The 16,633-nt window shown below is 44.0% G+C and carries 16 protein-coding genes and 1 tRNA gene; 14 read left to right on the top strand and 3 right to left on the bottom strand.

Annotation, left to right across the window (positions count from 1 at the left end; translation table 11 throughout):
* Window positions 1-185: 185 nt before the first annotated feature.
* Complete coding sequence (locus tag AC1DUD_RS07135) at window positions 186-716, bottom strand: hypothetical protein (protein ID WP_477373024.1); 531 nt, start codon at window positions 714-716, stop codon at window positions 186-188.
* 295 nt (window positions 717-1,011) lie between these two features.
* Window positions 1,012-1,299 carry a hypothetical protein gene (locus AC1DUD_RS07130; protein ID WP_477373022.1) on the bottom strand — a complete coding sequence of 96 codons (288 nt, stop codon included), beginning with the start codon at window positions 1,297-1,299 and terminating at the stop codon, window positions 1,012-1,014.
* A 62-nt stretch (window positions 1,300-1,361) separates the two neighbouring features.
* Here AC1DUD_RS07130 and AC1DUD_RS07125 point away from each other — a divergent pair, with 62 nt between their 5' ends.
* Together AC1DUD_RS07125 and AC1DUD_RS07120 are read left to right on the top strand one after the other, a co-directional pair.
* Window positions 1,362-1,793 (top strand): LexA family protein, encoded by a 432-nt coding sequence (locus tag AC1DUD_RS07125; protein ID WP_477373020.1) that lies wholly within the window; start codon window positions 1,362-1,364, stop codon window positions 1,791-1,793.
* A complete protein-coding gene (locus tag AC1DUD_RS07120; protein ID WP_477373018.1) occupies window positions 1,777-1,956 on the top strand; it encodes a Y-family DNA polymerase in 180 nt (59 codons plus the stop codon). Before AC1DUD_RS07125 ends, AC1DUD_RS07120 begins: the two co-directional genes overlap by 17 nt.
* Before the next feature lie 282 nt (window positions 1,957-2,238).
* On the opposite strand, the gene AC1DUD_RS07115 is transcribed toward AC1DUD_RS07120, so the two are convergent.
* Window positions 2,239-2,574: a hypothetical protein gene (locus AC1DUD_RS07115; protein ID WP_477373016.1), complete on the bottom strand. Its 336-nt coding sequence runs from the start codon at window positions 2,572-2,574 to the stop codon at window positions 2,239-2,241.
* A 313-nt stretch (window positions 2,575-2,887) separates the two neighbouring features.
* On the opposite strand from AC1DUD_RS07115, the gene AC1DUD_RS07110 reads away from it, so the two are divergent.
* The 12 genes from AC1DUD_RS07110 to katG all read left to right on the top strand — a co-directional run bounded on the left by AC1DUD_RS07110 (window position 2,888) and on the right by katG (window position 16,557).
* Window positions 2,888-3,490, top strand: a complete 603-nt coding sequence (locus tag AC1DUD_RS07110) for a hypothetical protein (RefSeq protein WP_477373014.1) — start codon at window positions 2,888-2,890, stop codon at window positions 3,488-3,490.
* 28 nt (window positions 3,491-3,518) lie between these two features.
* Window positions 3,519-3,935: a hypothetical protein gene (locus AC1DUD_RS07105; RefSeq protein WP_477373012.1), complete on the top strand. Its 417-nt coding sequence runs from the start codon at window positions 3,519-3,521 to the stop codon at window positions 3,933-3,935.
* 9 nt (window positions 3,936-3,944) lie between these two features.
* Window positions 3,945-5,168 carry a peroxiredoxin family protein gene (locus AC1DUD_RS07100; protein ID WP_477373010.1) on the top strand — a complete coding sequence of 408 codons (1,224 nt, stop codon included), beginning with the start codon at window positions 3,945-3,947 and terminating at the stop codon, window positions 5,166-5,168.
* Between the two features lie 201 nt (window positions 5,169-5,369).
* A complete protein-coding gene (locus AC1DUD_RS07095; RefSeq protein WP_477373008.1) occupies window positions 5,370-6,281 on the top strand; it encodes an SAM hydrolase/SAM-dependent halogenase family protein in 912 nt (303 codons plus the stop codon).
* Between the two features lie 235 nt (window positions 6,282-6,516).
* A complete protein-coding gene (locus tag AC1DUD_RS07090; RefSeq protein ID WP_477373006.1) occupies window positions 6,517-9,237 on the top strand; it encodes a TonB-dependent receptor in 2,721 nt (906 codons plus the stop codon).
* Between the two features lie 11 nt (window positions 9,238-9,248).
* Window positions 9,249-10,745 carry an arylsulfatase gene (locus AC1DUD_RS07085; RefSeq protein ID WP_477373004.1) on the top strand — a complete coding sequence of 499 codons (1,497 nt, stop codon included), beginning with the start codon at window positions 9,249-9,251 and terminating at the stop codon, window positions 10,743-10,745.
* Window positions 10,746-11,188: 443 nt separating this feature from the next.
* On the top strand, window positions 11,189-11,380 hold the full coding sequence (locus AC1DUD_RS07080; protein WP_477373002.1) for a histone H1: 192 nt from the start codon (window positions 11,189-11,191) through the stop codon (window positions 11,378-11,380).
* Between the two features lie 131 nt (window positions 11,381-11,511).
* Window positions 11,512-11,587: transfer RNA gene (locus AC1DUD_RS07075), tRNA-Cys, on the top strand.
* Between the two features lie 58 nt (window positions 11,588-11,645).
* Window positions 11,646-12,521, top strand: a complete 876-nt coding sequence (locus AC1DUD_RS07070; RefSeq protein ID WP_477373000.1) for a PIG-L family deacetylase — start codon at window positions 11,646-11,648, stop codon at window positions 12,519-12,521.
* Window positions 12,522-12,604: 83 nt separating this feature from the next.
* A complete protein-coding gene (locus AC1DUD_RS07065; protein ID WP_477372998.1) occupies window positions 12,605-13,087 on the top strand; it encodes a carboxymuconolactone decarboxylase family protein in 483 nt (160 codons plus the stop codon).
* A gap of 143 nt (window positions 13,088-13,230) precedes the next feature.
* Window positions 13,231-13,998 (top strand): DUF6515 family protein, encoded by a 768-nt coding sequence (locus AC1DUD_RS07060; RefSeq protein ID WP_477372996.1) that lies wholly within the window; start codon window positions 13,231-13,233, stop codon window positions 13,996-13,998.
* A gap of 294 nt (window positions 13,999-14,292) precedes the next feature.
* Window positions 14,293-16,557 carry a catalase/peroxidase HPI gene (gene katG / locus AC1DUD_RS07055; RefSeq protein ID WP_477372994.1) on the top strand — a complete coding sequence of 755 codons (2,265 nt, stop codon included), beginning with the start codon at window positions 14,293-14,295 and terminating at the stop codon, window positions 16,555-16,557.
* Window positions 16,558-16,633: the final 76 nt, after the last annotated feature.

Below are 16,633 nucleotides of genomic sequence, written 5' to 3'. Positions count from 1 at the left end.
GATCTGTCGTAATCTATTCATCTTGATCGGTTTATTGGACATGTATTCGCTGGTTTTGTTTATCTAAAAAGCTAAACAAAAACCTTGTCCACAGAAACCTATCAATACATTACTTTAATCTCTTTTGAGGGGTCACTTTCGTCTGGCGAAGAGGGGTCACTTTGCTTTGGCGAACGTGGTCACTTTCAACTGGCAAAGGGGACCTTTTTGATCTGGCCGGATAGGGTCATTTTGGTGTGTTTTATCCACGTTGTTTCCCAATGGCATCGTTCCAGGTACATTTCTATATATTTGCCTTTCCATGCAAAAGGTATTTCAACTTCCTTTTGGTACCAGGCCGCGCCCTTATAGTACTTACTGGGCTGCAGCCAAAACGGCACTTTAACATTTCCGGGCACCCTGTATTTGGCATAGGCCGGATCATGAAACCAGGTCGAATCCTCAATACTCCCTGTCCATGGTGTTTTAACTGTGATATCGTTTCCAAAACCATTGGTTGTCATAGAACCGGGAAGATGGATTTTTTCCGGAAGATGCCTACTATGCCACTTTTGCGTTACCCCTTCTTCCAATGAATCGATCTCGAATGACCAGGAGCCGGACAAGTCAATAGCTGATTCTTTGGAAAGTGTTTCCTTTTTTGATTGAGCATGGGTTTTACAGAATAACACCAGTTGAAAAAGGGCAATCAAAAACAACAGTTTTGTTTTCTTCATAGATATTTAGATTGAGGTGAAAATATATTATAAAAGCGCGTAAAAAACCACATCGGCCGAACAGTTCAGACTAATATCAACTATGGGTTGAGAGCGTTATTGACACCATGTATCAAGTAATTTAAAGCATAATGGCGATATAAACGTAAGGAAATTGTTACAATAGGTAAATGGACAAACACTTCAAAAAAATGGATTATATAACTAATTATCCGCTTCTATTGTCAGGAACACTAAATTCCGATCCGTTTCTTAAATATTGCTAATTAAACAGGGACGTTGCTGCGGCCGGCCTTTACTTTGTCCCGACGGCGCAAACAACGCTAGCTGTTCCATATAATCTTTCGGCTTCATGGCTAAATAAGGCTGAATCAGGCGGCACCTCCTTTACATACAGATCTGTTTTAATCCCACGAGCAAAATAATCATCCAACATTTGTTTTAATGCTTCCTGGCTATGGTCATCTGTCTCGAAAACCCATACCATTTTAGGTACAAAACCTCCTCTGATGACATATTCGGTTGCTATACAATACGCCGTATTCGCCGGTAAGGCTCCTGTCTTTTCATATATCCGTATCATGCGGACAAATATAATGCTAAAAATATTAGTATTTTGAAAATCTGTTTGATAATTTTGACGACATGATCAGGATCAGAAAACAGGCGGCGAAAAGAGATGTGCTGGGCTTTCGCCTGCCAATGCTGACGCACGAAGAACCGGCCCTGGATATAGCTGACATTACGGTGATCGACCCTGATAATACGTATTACATGCGGATGGGTAGCGGGGCAATGACGGGGTATCATATTTTGGAAGATCATATTTTGGTAATTGACCGCTCTTTGCCACCTGTGGCGGGCTGTATCGTTGTGTTCTTCCATGAGGGTGATTTTTATGTGAGAGAGTATTGTCCGCAGGCGGATAAGTTATTACTGAAGGCTAATACGAAGGCTGATTGTATCGTAATTGAAGCAGGAAAATGGGAATGCTGGGGCGTGGTAATGCTGACCCTGAACCCGCTATTACAGCCGGCGCAAAAGACAGGGAGGTACAGCCGTGTTTGCGCATGTTGATATCAATAACTGCTATGTCAGCTGCGAAACGCTGTTCAATCCAACCCTGAAAGGTAAGGTGGTTGTTGTATTATCTAATAATGATGGTTGTGTAATCGCCAGAAGCAATGAGGCCAAGGCTGCGGGCATAAAAATGGGTGACGCTGAATTTTTAGTACGGTAAGTAGTTAAGTGTCTAGTAGTTATTATTTAAATACTGTTATCTTTTTTGTGAAGAACAGGTTATACTTAATAATTCATCCTCTTGGGTTTAAGCTCAAGAGAAAAAGATATGTATGACCAACAAGAAAGATCTCTTTATTATGTAGTTTTTTCGAGGGAGGTCCAGTCTGTTTTAATCACAGGTGTTGGTGAGAAAAGTAATTGGTTTAATAATTAATCGAAAGGTGCATATTAGGAAAAGAAACAAAGTGATGAAAAAGAATAGAATTGGAAATATAACGGACTAACTATTCACTGTGCCCTGCCTGATGTTAATTTTCTTCCAGATGGTATAGCCGCCGTATGCAAACATCAGTGCAATAAACACATATACCCAAACGGGGATATTGCGGCCGGCAATAATCAAGTAAAGATAAGGCATGCTAAAACTGATTGAAGCGAGCAGTAACGGCATCATGATAGCCTTTTTTGACTTTAAGTTTTTAATTACCCAGCCAATAAAAGTAATAAAACATACTTTGCTTACCAAATAAAGACTACCAAGCAATAATGGGTCAACCTCATGTTTTTCGCCCAGGGCAATTACCCAATCTTTAAATAATGTGATATACTCTGTCATTATTGCAATATATCGATAACAATAATTAGATGGCCGATATATTTAAAAAAACATGGACATCAAAACAAATGCGGTGAAATTAATTCGCTTGTTTCCCCTTGTTAATGTTTTATTACTGTGCCTGATGACCTTCAATAAGATATGCCAGCGCTAAGGAAAGCTCTCAGTGCAAAGACAACAGCAGTACGATTTTGGGGTAGATATCATATAATGAAGATTTACAGGATTAAATACACTATTAAATCTATAGATTTAATAGTGTATTTGTTATATTCGCAGCAAATAGTTTGTAGTATAAATAAAAGGGAATTATATGATGTGCAAACCTACCGGAAAATACCCTGGATTTCATAAGGTCGAGATTATAGCCGAGCTGGAAACGCCTGTTAGGACGCAAGCAGTTCTTTGCGGAGTAGGAGCAAACTACCTCTGTGAGTCCCGTTTTAAAAATGATGATCTTTTCGGCCTGTTTATTCCTCCAAGCCTGTATACGCCAGGTTCAGTGCTTATCAGAAAGCTATCCGGAAGTTCAGTCGTGGTTAGTTTTTACAGTAACGCAGGGCGTACCTACGGGTTGAAGTATCTTAGCGAGGTTAATCAACTCCAGTACGTAATCGGTGCTTTGGGAGGACAGTTGACTATCGTTGAACCCAACGAACCGGATGTAGGTCCCTCAGCAAATATCGGCAACTATGGTTTCAATTTACACTTCTATTTTGACCCGGTGGATCTTGTTTCGGATAGGTTCAGGATCTATCCAGGCGATTTTCGTGATCCGGTTTGTAATCCCGGTGATGAAAATAATATCGTCAGGTTGGCCGATCATATAATTGATAATTTCTATAAGGTGGTTCGCTCGCACATGGATACGAGGCAGAATTTGGGTGTAAGACGCTCAGAATTACAATATGCCTGAGCAAGGCAGCATATTTAAAAAAAAGATAATGAAAAAGATTAAACTCTTAGCGATACTCTTGTTCTTCAGCACGGCTTTATCGGCACAGGACAAGCCTTTAACCATCGAGAACTATTACAAAATAAAATGGGGGCATGCCGATGAATTTATCGCGCTCTGGAAAAAGAACCACTACCCGCTGCTCAAAAAATTACTGGAAAAAGGTGATGTGTTGAGTATCAAGGCCGAAACGCCGGTGCTGCATAGCGGCGAAGATACCCGCTGGGATTTTAAGGTGACGCTTACTTTTAAAACCGAGCACCTCGCACTGGATTACAGCATTGTTGATCCTTATAAAAAGCAGCTTTACCCCGACCAGGAAAGTTATACCAAAGCCGAACAGCAGCGCTTTGAATTGGTCATCGCCCACTGGGATGTGCCCGTGGAAACTATACCCTTAAACTAAATGATAATAATGAAAAAGAAATTATGCGGGTTGGTGTTTCTTAGCCTTTCAATCGCAGCTACAACAGCAAATGCCCAATCCTTTATTGCCGAAGGCCCCTGGCGGGGCGTTTTCCACCAGCCAAACGGTACCGAAGTCCCTTTTAATTTTGAAATAAAAGGAAAAGCGGCCGCTACCGCTAAAGTTTACCTGGTCAACGGACCTGAACGTTTCGCGGCCAGCGGTATTAGCCAAAAGGGGGATTCATTGTTCATCGCTTTTGATCAGTTTGATAACGAGCTGGCAATTAAGGTCGACGATAAAAAACTCAACGGTGTGCTTCGCAAAAAAGATCTCTCGGGCCGCACAATCCCAGTTGATGCTACATTTGGCGAAACCTACCGCTTTGCCGACAATGGTGAAAAACCCGCGGCAGATCTTTCAGGTAAGTATGATGCAATATTTAAGGGCAGAAATGGCACGGATGAAAAGAAAGTAGGTATCTTTAAACAACAGGGGAGTAAATTATCGGTTACCTTTTTAAGCATTACCGGTGATTCGCGTTACCTGGAAGGTGTAGTACAGGGCAATAAATTTTACCTTTCATCTTTCATAGGCAGCGGGGCATCCTATTATACAGGTACATTTGATAGTTCGGGGCAGATCACAGGCACTGCAAATGGCGCATCATTCATCGCCACAAAAAACGCTGACGCGGCTTTGCCCGATCCATATAAGTTGACTTATTTAAAAGAAGGCTATAAAACATTTGATTTCTCGTTGCCCGATGCAGATGGTAATAAGGTTTCTTTGAAAGACGATAAATTTAAAAATAAGGTGGTCATCCTCACAATCGGCGGTACCTGGTGCCCGAACTGTATTGATGAAGCCGGATTTGTTGCCCCATGGTATCAAAAGAATAAGGACCGTGGTGTAGAAGTAATTGGAGTACAGTTTGAACGCAAGGCCGATCCTGCTTATGTAAAGAATGCTATGGGGAATTTCAAAAAGCGTTTTAACATTACTTATACCGAAGTTTTTGGCGGACTGGCAGATAAAAAAGCCGTAGCCGAATCTTTCCCGGCGTTGAATACCTTTTTATCCTTCCCAACCATTTTGTTTATCGATAAAAAAGGAAATGTTGATAAGATCTATACCGGCTTTACCGGGCCGGCAACTGGAATATATTATACACAATTTATTAAAGAGTTTAATCAAGAGATTGATCAACTGCTGAAAAAGGATGCGATTTGATCTACTAACGATTGTTTTAAATTATTTATATAGATGATATAATGAAAACCGTCATTGCGAGGTACGAAGCAATCCCCGATTGGTGGATCCGCCCTGTAAAGTTTGGGATTGCTTCGTACCTCGCAATGACGATCTATTATTCGTTCTCTATTTAAGTCATTCCATACAACAATAATTTACCACCACATTATACCCCTTATTATGAAATATCTACTCAAATTCTTTAGTGTTGTTTTTTTATCAGCACTCTGCTGCGTAGCTGCGGCTCAAAATAAAATTGTTGTTTTTCAGTCTGATTTCGGATTAAAGGACGGCGCTGTTTCTGCCATGAAAGGCGTTGCCAACGGTGTATCGCCCGATCTGAAATTGTACGACCTTACCCATGAAATACCCGCCTATAACATTTGGGAGGCATCATACCGCCTGTTTCAAACTGTAAATTACTGGCCGGCAGGTACGGTGTTTGTTTCGGTTGTTGACCCTGGCGTTGGTACCACCCGCAAATCGGTGGTGCTGAAAACCAATACGGGCCAGTTTATTGTTACTCCCGATAATGGTACACTCACTTTGGTGGCAGAAGCTTTGGGTATAGCTGAGATTAGGGAGATAGATGAGGCAGTTAATCGCCGTAAGGATTCGGGCAAATCATATACTTTTCACGGTCGTGATGTTTACGCCTACACTGCTGCCCGTTTAGCAGCAGGGGTGATCAGCTTTGAGCAGGTTGGGCCCGCACTGCCTAAACAGGTAGTGAGTATTCCTTATCAGAAAGCGGTGCTTGAGAACGGCAAGCTGAAAGGCACCATTGCCATTCTTGATATTCAATACGGCAACATCTGGACAAACATTGGCGATGACCTGGTTAAACAGCTCAACCCGGCCTATGGCGATGCCTTGCACGTTGTTATTTACCACAGCGGCAAAAAGGCCTACGAGGGCGATGCGCCATACAGTCAAACTTTTGGTGCGGTAGCAAAGGGACAGCCGTTAAGCTACCTGAATAGTTTGCTGCAACTATCTTTCGCGCTTAACCAGGCAAGTTTTGCTGATGTACACAAAATAGCCAGCGGCAGCGACTGGAGTGTAGAAGTATCGCTGGCTTCAAAAAAATAAAATAAGCCGTTTACCGGTGAAGGAAATTGCTTGTAGAACAAAAAGTAAATAGGAGGCACCTATGGGGCCCCGACATTTTATTTTTTAACCTATAAACACGTGACTGCACTGGAGCCGATTGTTTGTAATTCACAACTCCAGCGGAGTTGCGTGTTTGTAAGAATATTTTCGAATTGATTTTAGGCTCCGTAGGTGCCTCGTTTTTATAAGCGATTACTTATTTAATTCTATCCTTATGACAAAAAAGCTTACTTCCATTATTTTGCTCTTCCTGTTCGTTAATAAGTTTGCTTATGCACAGGATAAAGTAATTACGGGCCGTATTACCGATAATACCGGTAAGCCTGTTAATGGCGCAACTGTAATTGCCCAGCCATCAGGCAGGGGCACGGTCAGTACTGCCGACGGATCATTCCGCCTGTCTGCAGCCAATACTGATAAAGCTATTAAGGTTACGCTTGTAGGTTATGAAGCCTATATCCAGCCCATAACAGGTTCGCACAAGTTTGATATTGCTTTGCAGCCTTCATCGGGCAATGTACTGAACGAAGTGGTTTTGGTGGGCACCCGGAGTGCGGGCCGCACCCGCTTAAATACCACAGCACCTGTTGATGTATTTGATATTGCGAAACTTCAACAACAAACTCCTCAAAACGATCTTAACCAACTGCTGCAATACGCGTCGCCATCGTTTAACTCTAACAGGCAATCATCATCAGATGGTACCGAACATATTGATCCGGCAAGTATCCGCGGCCTTGGCCCCGATCAGTTGCTGGTGCTTATCAACGGCAAACGCAGGCATACCACATCGCTTGTAAATAACCAGGGAACTATTGGTAACGGCTCGGTTGGTACCGATCTGAACGCTATCCCGGCCTCGGCAATTGAGCGAATTGAAGTGCTACGTGATGGTGCTTCGGCTCAATATGGTTCGGACGCTATTGCAGGAGTGGTAAACATTGTACTCAAAAAAAATACCGGCGACCTGTTTGCATCAGCCACGGGAGGTGTAAGCTCAAAAGGCGATGGTGGATTAGGGCAGCTTAATCTTAATTATGGTACCGCCTTAGGTAAAAACGGTGGCTATATCAACATTACAGGCGAAGGTTATATTCGCGACCGCACAACCCGCGCGCAGAATAATAACCTTATCATTTTTGACCAGTCGGCGTTGAATAACTATTTCGCCTATGATTTTACGGACGATCCGGCAGCTTCACGCAAATACGACGATGATATGCTGAAACAAAAGGGATTGAGCCGCGATAAGTTTAATTTTCAGATAGGGGATGCAAAGATCAAAAATATAGGGTCGTTCTTTAACCTGAGCCTGCCGTTCAGTGATGGTAAAGGCGAGTTTTATGCTTTCGGCGGATATAGCTACCGTCAGGGTGAAGGCTATGGTTTCCGTCGCCTGCCGAGCGACTACACGGTGAATGTTTATAGCATTTTCCCCGATGGTTATCAGCCTAACACCACATCGCACATCAGCGACAGGTCGATAGCTTTTGGCTTTAAACACGCGCTGGGCAGTTGGAAGGCCGATCTGAGCAATACACTTGGTGATAACCGGTTTGATTATTTCGTAAATAACACGGTTAATGCCTCGCTCGAGGACAAATCGCCCACCAGCTTTAAAGCGGGCGGGCATGAGTTTTTACAGAATACAACCAACTTTGATATCAGCCGTAAGTTTGATGTATTGCAGGGATTGAACCTGGCCTTTGGTGCCGAGTTCAGGGTTGATAAATACCAGATCCGCGCGGGTGAGGAAGCTTCATGGAAAAATTATGCCTTGGTAACTGCGCCGGATGGTACCGTTTCAAACCCTTCGGGGTTGGCCGGCGGTTCGCAGTCGTTCCCCGGCTTTTCGCCACAAAATGCTGTAGATAAAAGCCGTAACAATACAGGCGTTTATGCTGATGCTGAACTGGATGTAACCTCAAAATGGCTCATCAGCGGAGCAACGCGTTTTGAGCATTACAGCGATTTCGGATCGGCACTAAGCGGCAAATTTGCAACCCGGTATAAAGTAGCCAACGGATTTAATTTACGTGGTGCTATAAGTAATGGTTTCAGGGCGCCGTCATTGCAGCAGCAATATTTCAGTTATGTAAGTACAGACATTTTACCCGATAATACCTTAGGAGCATCCGGCTTTTTTACCAATAACAGTGCCGTTGCCAAAGCATTGGGCATCCCGAAATTAAAACAGGAAAAATCAGTTAATTATAGCTTTGGCTTTACGGCCCAGCCAATAAAAGACTTAAACATTTCTGCCGATGGATACCTGATCAATATCAAAGACAGGGTAGTACTGACCGGTAGTTTCGGGTTCGACCCGGATGGCAATCCAGTACAATCAATACAGGATATCATTAACCCATTGGGAGCACGTTCAGCACGGTTTTTCAGCAACGCGGTGGATACCCGAACCAAAGGCATTGATGTAGTGGCCGATTATACCCTGCGAAGTGGGAACAGCAAATTCAATGCGTCATTGGGCTTTAACGTCAACACCAATAAAATAACAGGGATTCATGTGCCTACCCAGTTAAAAGGGCAGGAGCGGATCTTCTTTTCACCTAACGACAGCACATTGATCGTTAAAGGAACGCCGCATACCAAAACCAATTTATCATTAACCTACAGCTATAAAAAGTTTAGCGTATTGCTGCGTAATGTATATTTCGGAGCGGTTGACCGTAATGACTTTCCATTTGGCGAAGAACAGCAGTTTAAAGGCAAAGTAGTGACGGATCTTTCTTTTAGCTATACAGTTAACCCGCTCACCCTGACCATTGGCGCCAATAACCTGTTCAATATCTACCCGGATAAGCAGATCTACGCTAACAGTTACTTCGGTGTATTTAAATATGCCCCGGTGCAAATGGGCACCCTGGGTTCATTCTTTTTTGGTCGGTTAACACTTAATATTCCCACAGCCAGATAAAACTCATCTCAATGAAAAAAATAAGTGTAATAGCGTTAATGATCTTCGTCATATTGGCGGGCTTTCAACAATCATACGCTCAAAGTAAAAAGCCTAATATCATTCTCATTGTTGTTGATGACATGGGTTACGGCGACCTGGGATCATACGGATCCGAGATCCATACGCCAAACCTGGACAGGCTGGCATCGCAGGGCCTGCGCTTAAAGGAGTTTTACAACAATGCCATTTGTGCGCCAACCCGGGCATCGATACTAACCGGGCAGGATCAGCATAAAGCGGGCATAGGTTATTTTGATCAAAACCTTGGCTTGCCGGCTTATCAGGGGTACCTGAATAAAGAATCGCTTACTTTGGCCGAGGTGCTGAAGCAAAATGGTTACAGCACATTAATGTCGGGCAAATGGCATGTGGGTAATGATAGTACAAGCTGGCCAAATCAACGCGGTTTCGATCATTTTTTTGGGATCATTGGTGGTGCGGCAAATTATTTTAATACCGATTATATGCCGCTGGCCGGCGCTAAATACCCCGTTATCATTGAAGAAGATAACAAACGTTGGCATAAGCCTGACGACAGTTATTATATGACGGATGAGATAGGTGATCATGCTGTTAAATTTTTGGATGAGCAGGGCAAAACCAGTAAGCCATTCTTTTTATACCTCACATTCAACGCACCGCATTGGCCCTTGCAGGCATTACCAGAGGATATCGCCAAATACAAAGGGCGGTATAATATTGGCTGGGACTCGCTGCGTAAAGAACGCCTGGCCCGGCAGGTAACTTTAGGCCTGCGCGATCCGAAACAACCGGTGGCTGTAAGGGATGCAGAAGTCCCTAACTGGGATAACCTGACCTATGATGAGCAGCAACTATGGAAATCAAAGATGGAAGTTTATGCCGCTATGGTTGACCGGATGGATCAGAATGTAGGCAAGGTGCTTGATAAATTAAAAGCACTGAAAAAAGATGATAATACGCTTATTGTTTTCATATCAGATAATGGTGCGCCCGCTGAAGACGTTGCGCATGGTAAAGTGCACGCCGCCCGAAACATAGGCCCGGTTGGTACATCCGGCTCGTTCGAGTCACAAGGCAAAAACTGGTCGTTTGTTTCTAATTCCCCGTTGCGGTCGTTTAAAGGCGCTTTATACGAAGGTGGAATGAGCTCGCCGCTGATCGCCTGGTTCCCCGGAAAGATCCAAGCCAATACTATTGAAAGAGGTACTGCACACCTGGTGGATTTGGCACCCACATTTTATGACGTAGCCGGGGCTAAATACCCAACCGTTTATAACGGAACTAAAACCAACCCGCTGATAGGCAAAAGCCTTACCGGAGTGTTTTTTAAAGGAGAGGAGCTAAATCGCGACAAGCCTCTATTCTGGGAACTATGGGGTAACCGCGCCATTCGTGAGGGTAAATGGAAACTGGTATCAGTATTCCCGGTAAACCAGTGGGAGTTGTATGACATTGATACCGATAGGGCGAGACCAACAATTTAGCAGCAAAGTATCCCGACGTGGTACGTAAGCTTTCGCTGGAATACCTGCAATGGGTAAATGCAAATAATGTAGTTCTGGATTTTAACCTCATAAAACCGAAAGCAATCCTGGATATCAAAGCCAACTAAGCTATTCTTTGAGCCGGTAATGAAGGAATTAAGGGCTTTTGTGTGCTCGGTTGAGTGGCTTTTTGGGGGAGGGCGATATTGATTTCAATCTGATATTGCGGATGCAGAAAATATTCAATTAAATATATTTATTATAAATAATTTTATACATTTGCAATGTATAGTAAATACATAGATATTATATACAATATGCAAAAGCACAAATTACTTCCTTCTTTACCGCTGTCTGCTTCCTGTTTAAAGGGCTATTGTTGTTCCTGAGCTTACTCTTTCCCGGTTAGTCGCTAAGAAATCTATTTATCTAAAATTTAAGTTATGTCTTCATTCGCACAATTAAAAAAGGCTGTCCTTGCATTGGAGGCCGACGCAGAAAAGTTTTACAATTCAGGTAACAAAGCAGCTGGTACCCGGTTGAGGAATGGCCTGCAACAAATCAAAAAAGTTGCCCAGGACATCAGGCAGGATGTTAGTGAGATCAAAAAAAACAAGTCTGAGCCCAAAGTATAACTTTCATCTGTCATACGCTGCCACACTAATTATGAAAGCTTCCCGAACTATTTACGGCTTGAGGAATAACTGGCCAATGCTTTGAAATATTGACGGAAACACCGAATTGAGAATAAGAAACTAAATAATAGGGCGGAGTGGCCGAGCGGCTCAGGCGGGGGTCTGCAAAACCCTTTACGACGGTTCGAATCCGTCCTCACGCCTCCAATTGATGATTATAAAGAATATGTCGAAAATAAGGATCATATTATCAGCGATTCTCTTGATGGTAGCGGTCTCGAGTCAAAATGCTATCGCCCGGCCGGCAGGTCACGAGAACCGCGTGCTGGTTGTTATAGCGCACCCTGACGATGAGAGTACGATCGCGGTTACGTTGTATAAGATCGCTAAAGAACAGCACGGAATAGTTGACCTTTTTGTGATCACCAATGGTGAAGGGGGCTACAAGTATGCCACGTTAGCTGAAAGTTATTACGGACTTCCTTTAACAGACGAAAAGACAGGCCGGGAAAACCTCCCGCGTATCAGGAAAAAAGAACTAATGAATGCCGGCCATATTTTGGGCGTCAATGAATATTATTTCCTCGACCAGTCAGATGCTCATTTTACAGAGGATGAGAAGGAGCCGCTTGATACCAGTTGGGACGTACCTGTTATCAAAGATCGCCTGAACCAGATTCTGTTGCACAATAAATATGATTTTGTTTTTTGTCTCCTGCCCGAAACACCTACGCACGGAGCTCATAAAGCCGCTACATTGCTGGCGCTGGATGCTGTTGCAACCTTGCCGGCTGCTAAACGCCCTGTGATATTAGGGGCAACGTTGCATAACAAGTCTGATCCTGCTATATCTTTTCATCGATATGGTACTTATCCGATCACGCAAACAACCAGCGATAGTTGTTTTTTTTGCCTGGACAGGACAACGAGGTTCAGCTATAAGGACAGGATGAATTACAAAGTAATTGCCAATTGGGAAATTGCCGAGCATAAATCGCAGGGCGTAACCCAGATGACTATGAACGAAGGCGACCTGGAGCAGTTCTGGTATTTTAGCCTGAACGGAAATTCGGGACTGGAAAAAACCAGGATACTGTTTGACGAGCTTTCAAAAGTGCCCTATGTGGCACGCGTATATTAGGCTTAGCCTTGTAACCAAATAATAAAGGATGAAAATATAATACAATGATTATTTCCGGGCAGTAACCTTTAAATACTATTGTCATGAATAGAGTACAACCTGTCGATATCTCGACGATCATCGCACGAAGCTCAGCTACTGATTATCCGCTGAATAACCTCACCCGGATCTTGGCGCATTCCCGTTTATCGTTAGATGTATACATGCAATGGCAGCCCTTATATCGTGAGGTATCATCCATGATAGGGTTCAGGGCTGCCTATTTATATGCTTTTGTTATTTCTGAAACGGTTGGATCAACTTTTTACTGTGACCTGTTCAGGGGGATAATTATTGATAACAAGGATGATCCGGATAATCTTGAATTGTCTGAAATTGACCAGGACTTGCTGTCGTTCGGCGCTGAAATAGCTGAAAACAACGGGCACATCGCCGAGATCACCTATGACAGGCTAAGGGGGCAATACACAGACCAGGAACTTGTAACCCTGGTTGCCTTTGCCGGGCAGATGATCGCGGCTTGCATTTTTAACAATGTGCTGGGAATCAGTGCGACAGGTTATTAACTAAAATAAGATAGGTAACAGGCAGTTTTTTTAACAAAATTTAACATTCCATACAGTAAACCAATACTTATATGATCGTCTAAATATTAGCTTTTAAAGGATAGAAAAGCGTTCTTTATTTAACAGTTTAATATAATGATGTCATGAAAGCTTTAAAAAAATCCATTGCCGGGGTATCAATAGCTGGTTTGATGATAATTGGTTTGGTTTCTACTGCCCAAGCACAGCGCGGCGGCGGTCATTTCGGTGGTTTCAGAGGTGGTTTTAGCCATGCCGGGTTTAGCGGTGGTTTCAATTTCCGGGCCCCGTCGGCCCATGTTGGTTTAAGCACAGGGTTTGGCGGGTTTTATCGTCCTCACGTTTATTCCAATATTGGTTTATTCATCAATACGTTGCCTTTCGGCTATTATTCATTTTTATGGGGGCCTTATCAGTATTATTACTACGGAGGGATATTCTATCAGCCGGGAAATGATGGCGGTTACCAGGTGGCTGCGCCTCCCGTTGGCGCAGAAGTTCCGTCATTACCTGATGATGCGCAGCCCATTATGATTAATGGTGTGCAATACTATGAATATAATGGGGTATACTATCAACAAATAGTTAAAGATAACGGAAAAACTGTTTACGTGGTAGCCGGTAAAGATGGTGTGTTAAACACCGACCAGAACGGAGGTGCCGCTAATGCCACCGGTTCTGCGATGCCCGCAGTAGGGGATATGACCGACCAGTTGCCGGCCGGCTCACATAAAATTAAGCTCAATGGTAAAAAATACTGGGTAACACCCGATGATATTTATCTCGAAGAAGTTACTCATGATAATCAAACCAGTTATCGGGTATTCAGCGTACCTGATAAAGCAGATAATGATCAATCTGGCACGCCGGAACCCAACGGTAGTGCACGTTAATATTTTCAACTCAAAGGGACAAATTCTGGGCAGTGATAGAACTGCCAGTGGTTTTGTCCCTTTGCTATGAACGGGCTTCCCGGAGTATCTTTCCACATGGCCCGTAAACAAATGCTTCTTTTGCCGCGTTTCTTCTATACCCATTCAGGACTATTTAGGTTCCTCAGTGGCGATGTATATAGGTTTTAGCTATTAAACATAGAATTAATCGATTGGGATAGTCCAAATCAATATCCTAATTTCACAATCAGTACCATAACAAAGTACTGAAGTTCAATCTATAAACTTATAAGTATGGAAAGCGAATCAAAAGACATCAGTAAATGCCCTTTTCACAACGGCAGCATGAAGAACAATGTTGGCGGTGGTGGCACCCGAAACCACAATTGGTGGCCTAACCAGTTAAAGCTGAATATTCTTCGTCAGCACTCCTCGTTATCAAACCCCATGGGGGATGAGTTTAATTATGCCGAAGCTTTTAAAAGTCTCGATCTTGAGGCGGTTAAAAAAGATCTTCATGCGCTTATGACCGATTCACAGGATTGGTGGCCGGCAGATTTTGGTCACTATGGTGGTTTGTTTATACGCATGGCATGGCATAGTGCCGGAACTTACCGTGTTGGTGACGGACGTGGTGGTGCCGGTGCCGGGTTACAACGTTTTGCACCGCTTAACAGCTGGCCCGATAATGTGAGCCTTGATAAAGCCCGCAGGTTGCTTTGGCCTATCAAACAAAAATATGGCCGTAAAATTTCATGGGCCGATCTGCTGATCCTTACCGGTAATATAGCTTTGGAGTCGATGGGCTTTAAAACTTTTGGCTTTGCCGGGGGACGTGAGGATGCCTGGGAAGCAGACGAGTCGGTATATTGGGGAGCTGAAACAACCTGGCTGGGTGGTGATCTGCGTTATGCGCATGGTTCACCGGGCGTTCAGGAAGGGCATGGTGTACTGGTGTCAGATGATGATGCAGATGGCGATATCCATTCCCGCAATCTTGAAAAACCACTTGCTGCGGTGCAAATGGGTTTGATCTACGTGAACCCCGAAGGCCCGGATGGTAATCCCGATCCTGTTATGGCCGCTAAAGATATCCGCGATACCTTTGGCCGGATGGCTATGAACGATGAGGAAACGGTTGCATTAATAGCCGGCGGGCACAGCTTTGGTAAAACCCATGGGGCTGCATCTGCCGACAATGTAGGCAAAGAGCCTGAAGCTGCCGGAATTGAACAACAAGGTTTTGGGTGGAGCAATGGCTATGCTTCTGGCAAAGGTGCTGATACCATCACCAGCGGACTGGAAGTGATTTGGACCAAAACGCCAACCCAATGGAGCAATAATTTTTTTGAAAACCTGTTTGGTTATGAGTGGCAGTTAACAAAAAGCCCGGCTGGTGCACATCAATGGGTAGCTAAAGATGCAGAAGCTGTTATTCCTGATGCTTATGATAGTTCAAAAAAACACAGGCCGGCCATGCTTACCACAGATCTTGCGCTGCGGTTTGATCCATCCTACGAAAAAATATCAAGACGCTTTTTAGAAAATCCTGATGCTTTTGCTGATGCTTTTGCACGTGCGTGGTTTAAATTAACGCACCGTGACATGGGCCCGCGCGAACGCTACCTGGGCGCTGATGTACCGCAGGAAGAATTGCTTTGGCAAGATCCTATCCCCGCGGTTGATCATGCATTGATAACTGAAGCTGATGTTGCAGCCCTCAAAGCTAAGGTGCTTGGATCGGGTTTAAGCGTATCTCAACTGGTTTCAACCGCGTGGGCCTCAGCATCTACTTTCCGTGGTACTGACAAGCGTGGCGGTGCCAATGGTGCCCGCATCCGCCTTGCCCCGCAAAGGTACTGGCAGGCAAATAACCCGGCGCAATTGCAAAATATATTGGATACGCTTGAAGGTATTCAAAAAGAATTTAATGCGCAGGGCGGTGATAAAAAAGTTTCGCTTGCCGATCTGATTGTACTGGCTGGTGACGCAGCCGTTGAAAAAGCAGCTAAAGATGCCGGTCATGCTATCACAGTTCCTTTTACACCTGGTCGCGCGGACGCTTCGCAGGAACAAACCGATGTAGAATCATTTGGCTACCTGGAGCCTGCTGCCGATGGTTTCCGTAACTACCGCAAAACAAAAGCCCCGGTATCTACTGAAGAATTGCTGATAGATAAAGCGCATTTATTGACACTTACCGCACCTGAGCTAACCGTATTATTAGGCGGCCTGCGTGTGTTGGACACAAACTTTGATGGTTCAAAACATGGCGTTTTCACAGCACGTCCGGGTGTGCTCAGCAACGATTTCTTTATCAACCTGCTTGATATGGGCACTGCGTGGAAAGCGGCATCCCTGGATAAAGAGCTTTATGAAGGCAGCGACCGTGCAACAGGTGTAGTGAAATGGACTGCTACCCGTGCAGATCTTGTGCTGGGCTCTAACTCAGAGCTAAGGGCTGTGGCCGAAGTATACGGAAGCGCAGATGCCCAGGATAAATTTATAAACGACTTTGTAAAGGTGTGGACCAAGGTCATGAACCTTGACCGGTTTTAAACAGGCCTGACAAAGGGATTTACAAGCCACCATAAAAATTATTTCTATGCAGAAATAATTTTTATGGTGGCTTTTG

It is taken from the genome of Mucilaginibacter sp. P4_A11 (genome assembly GCF_056402535.1).
This window is presented reverse-complemented; position numbering and strand designations above follow the sequence as displayed.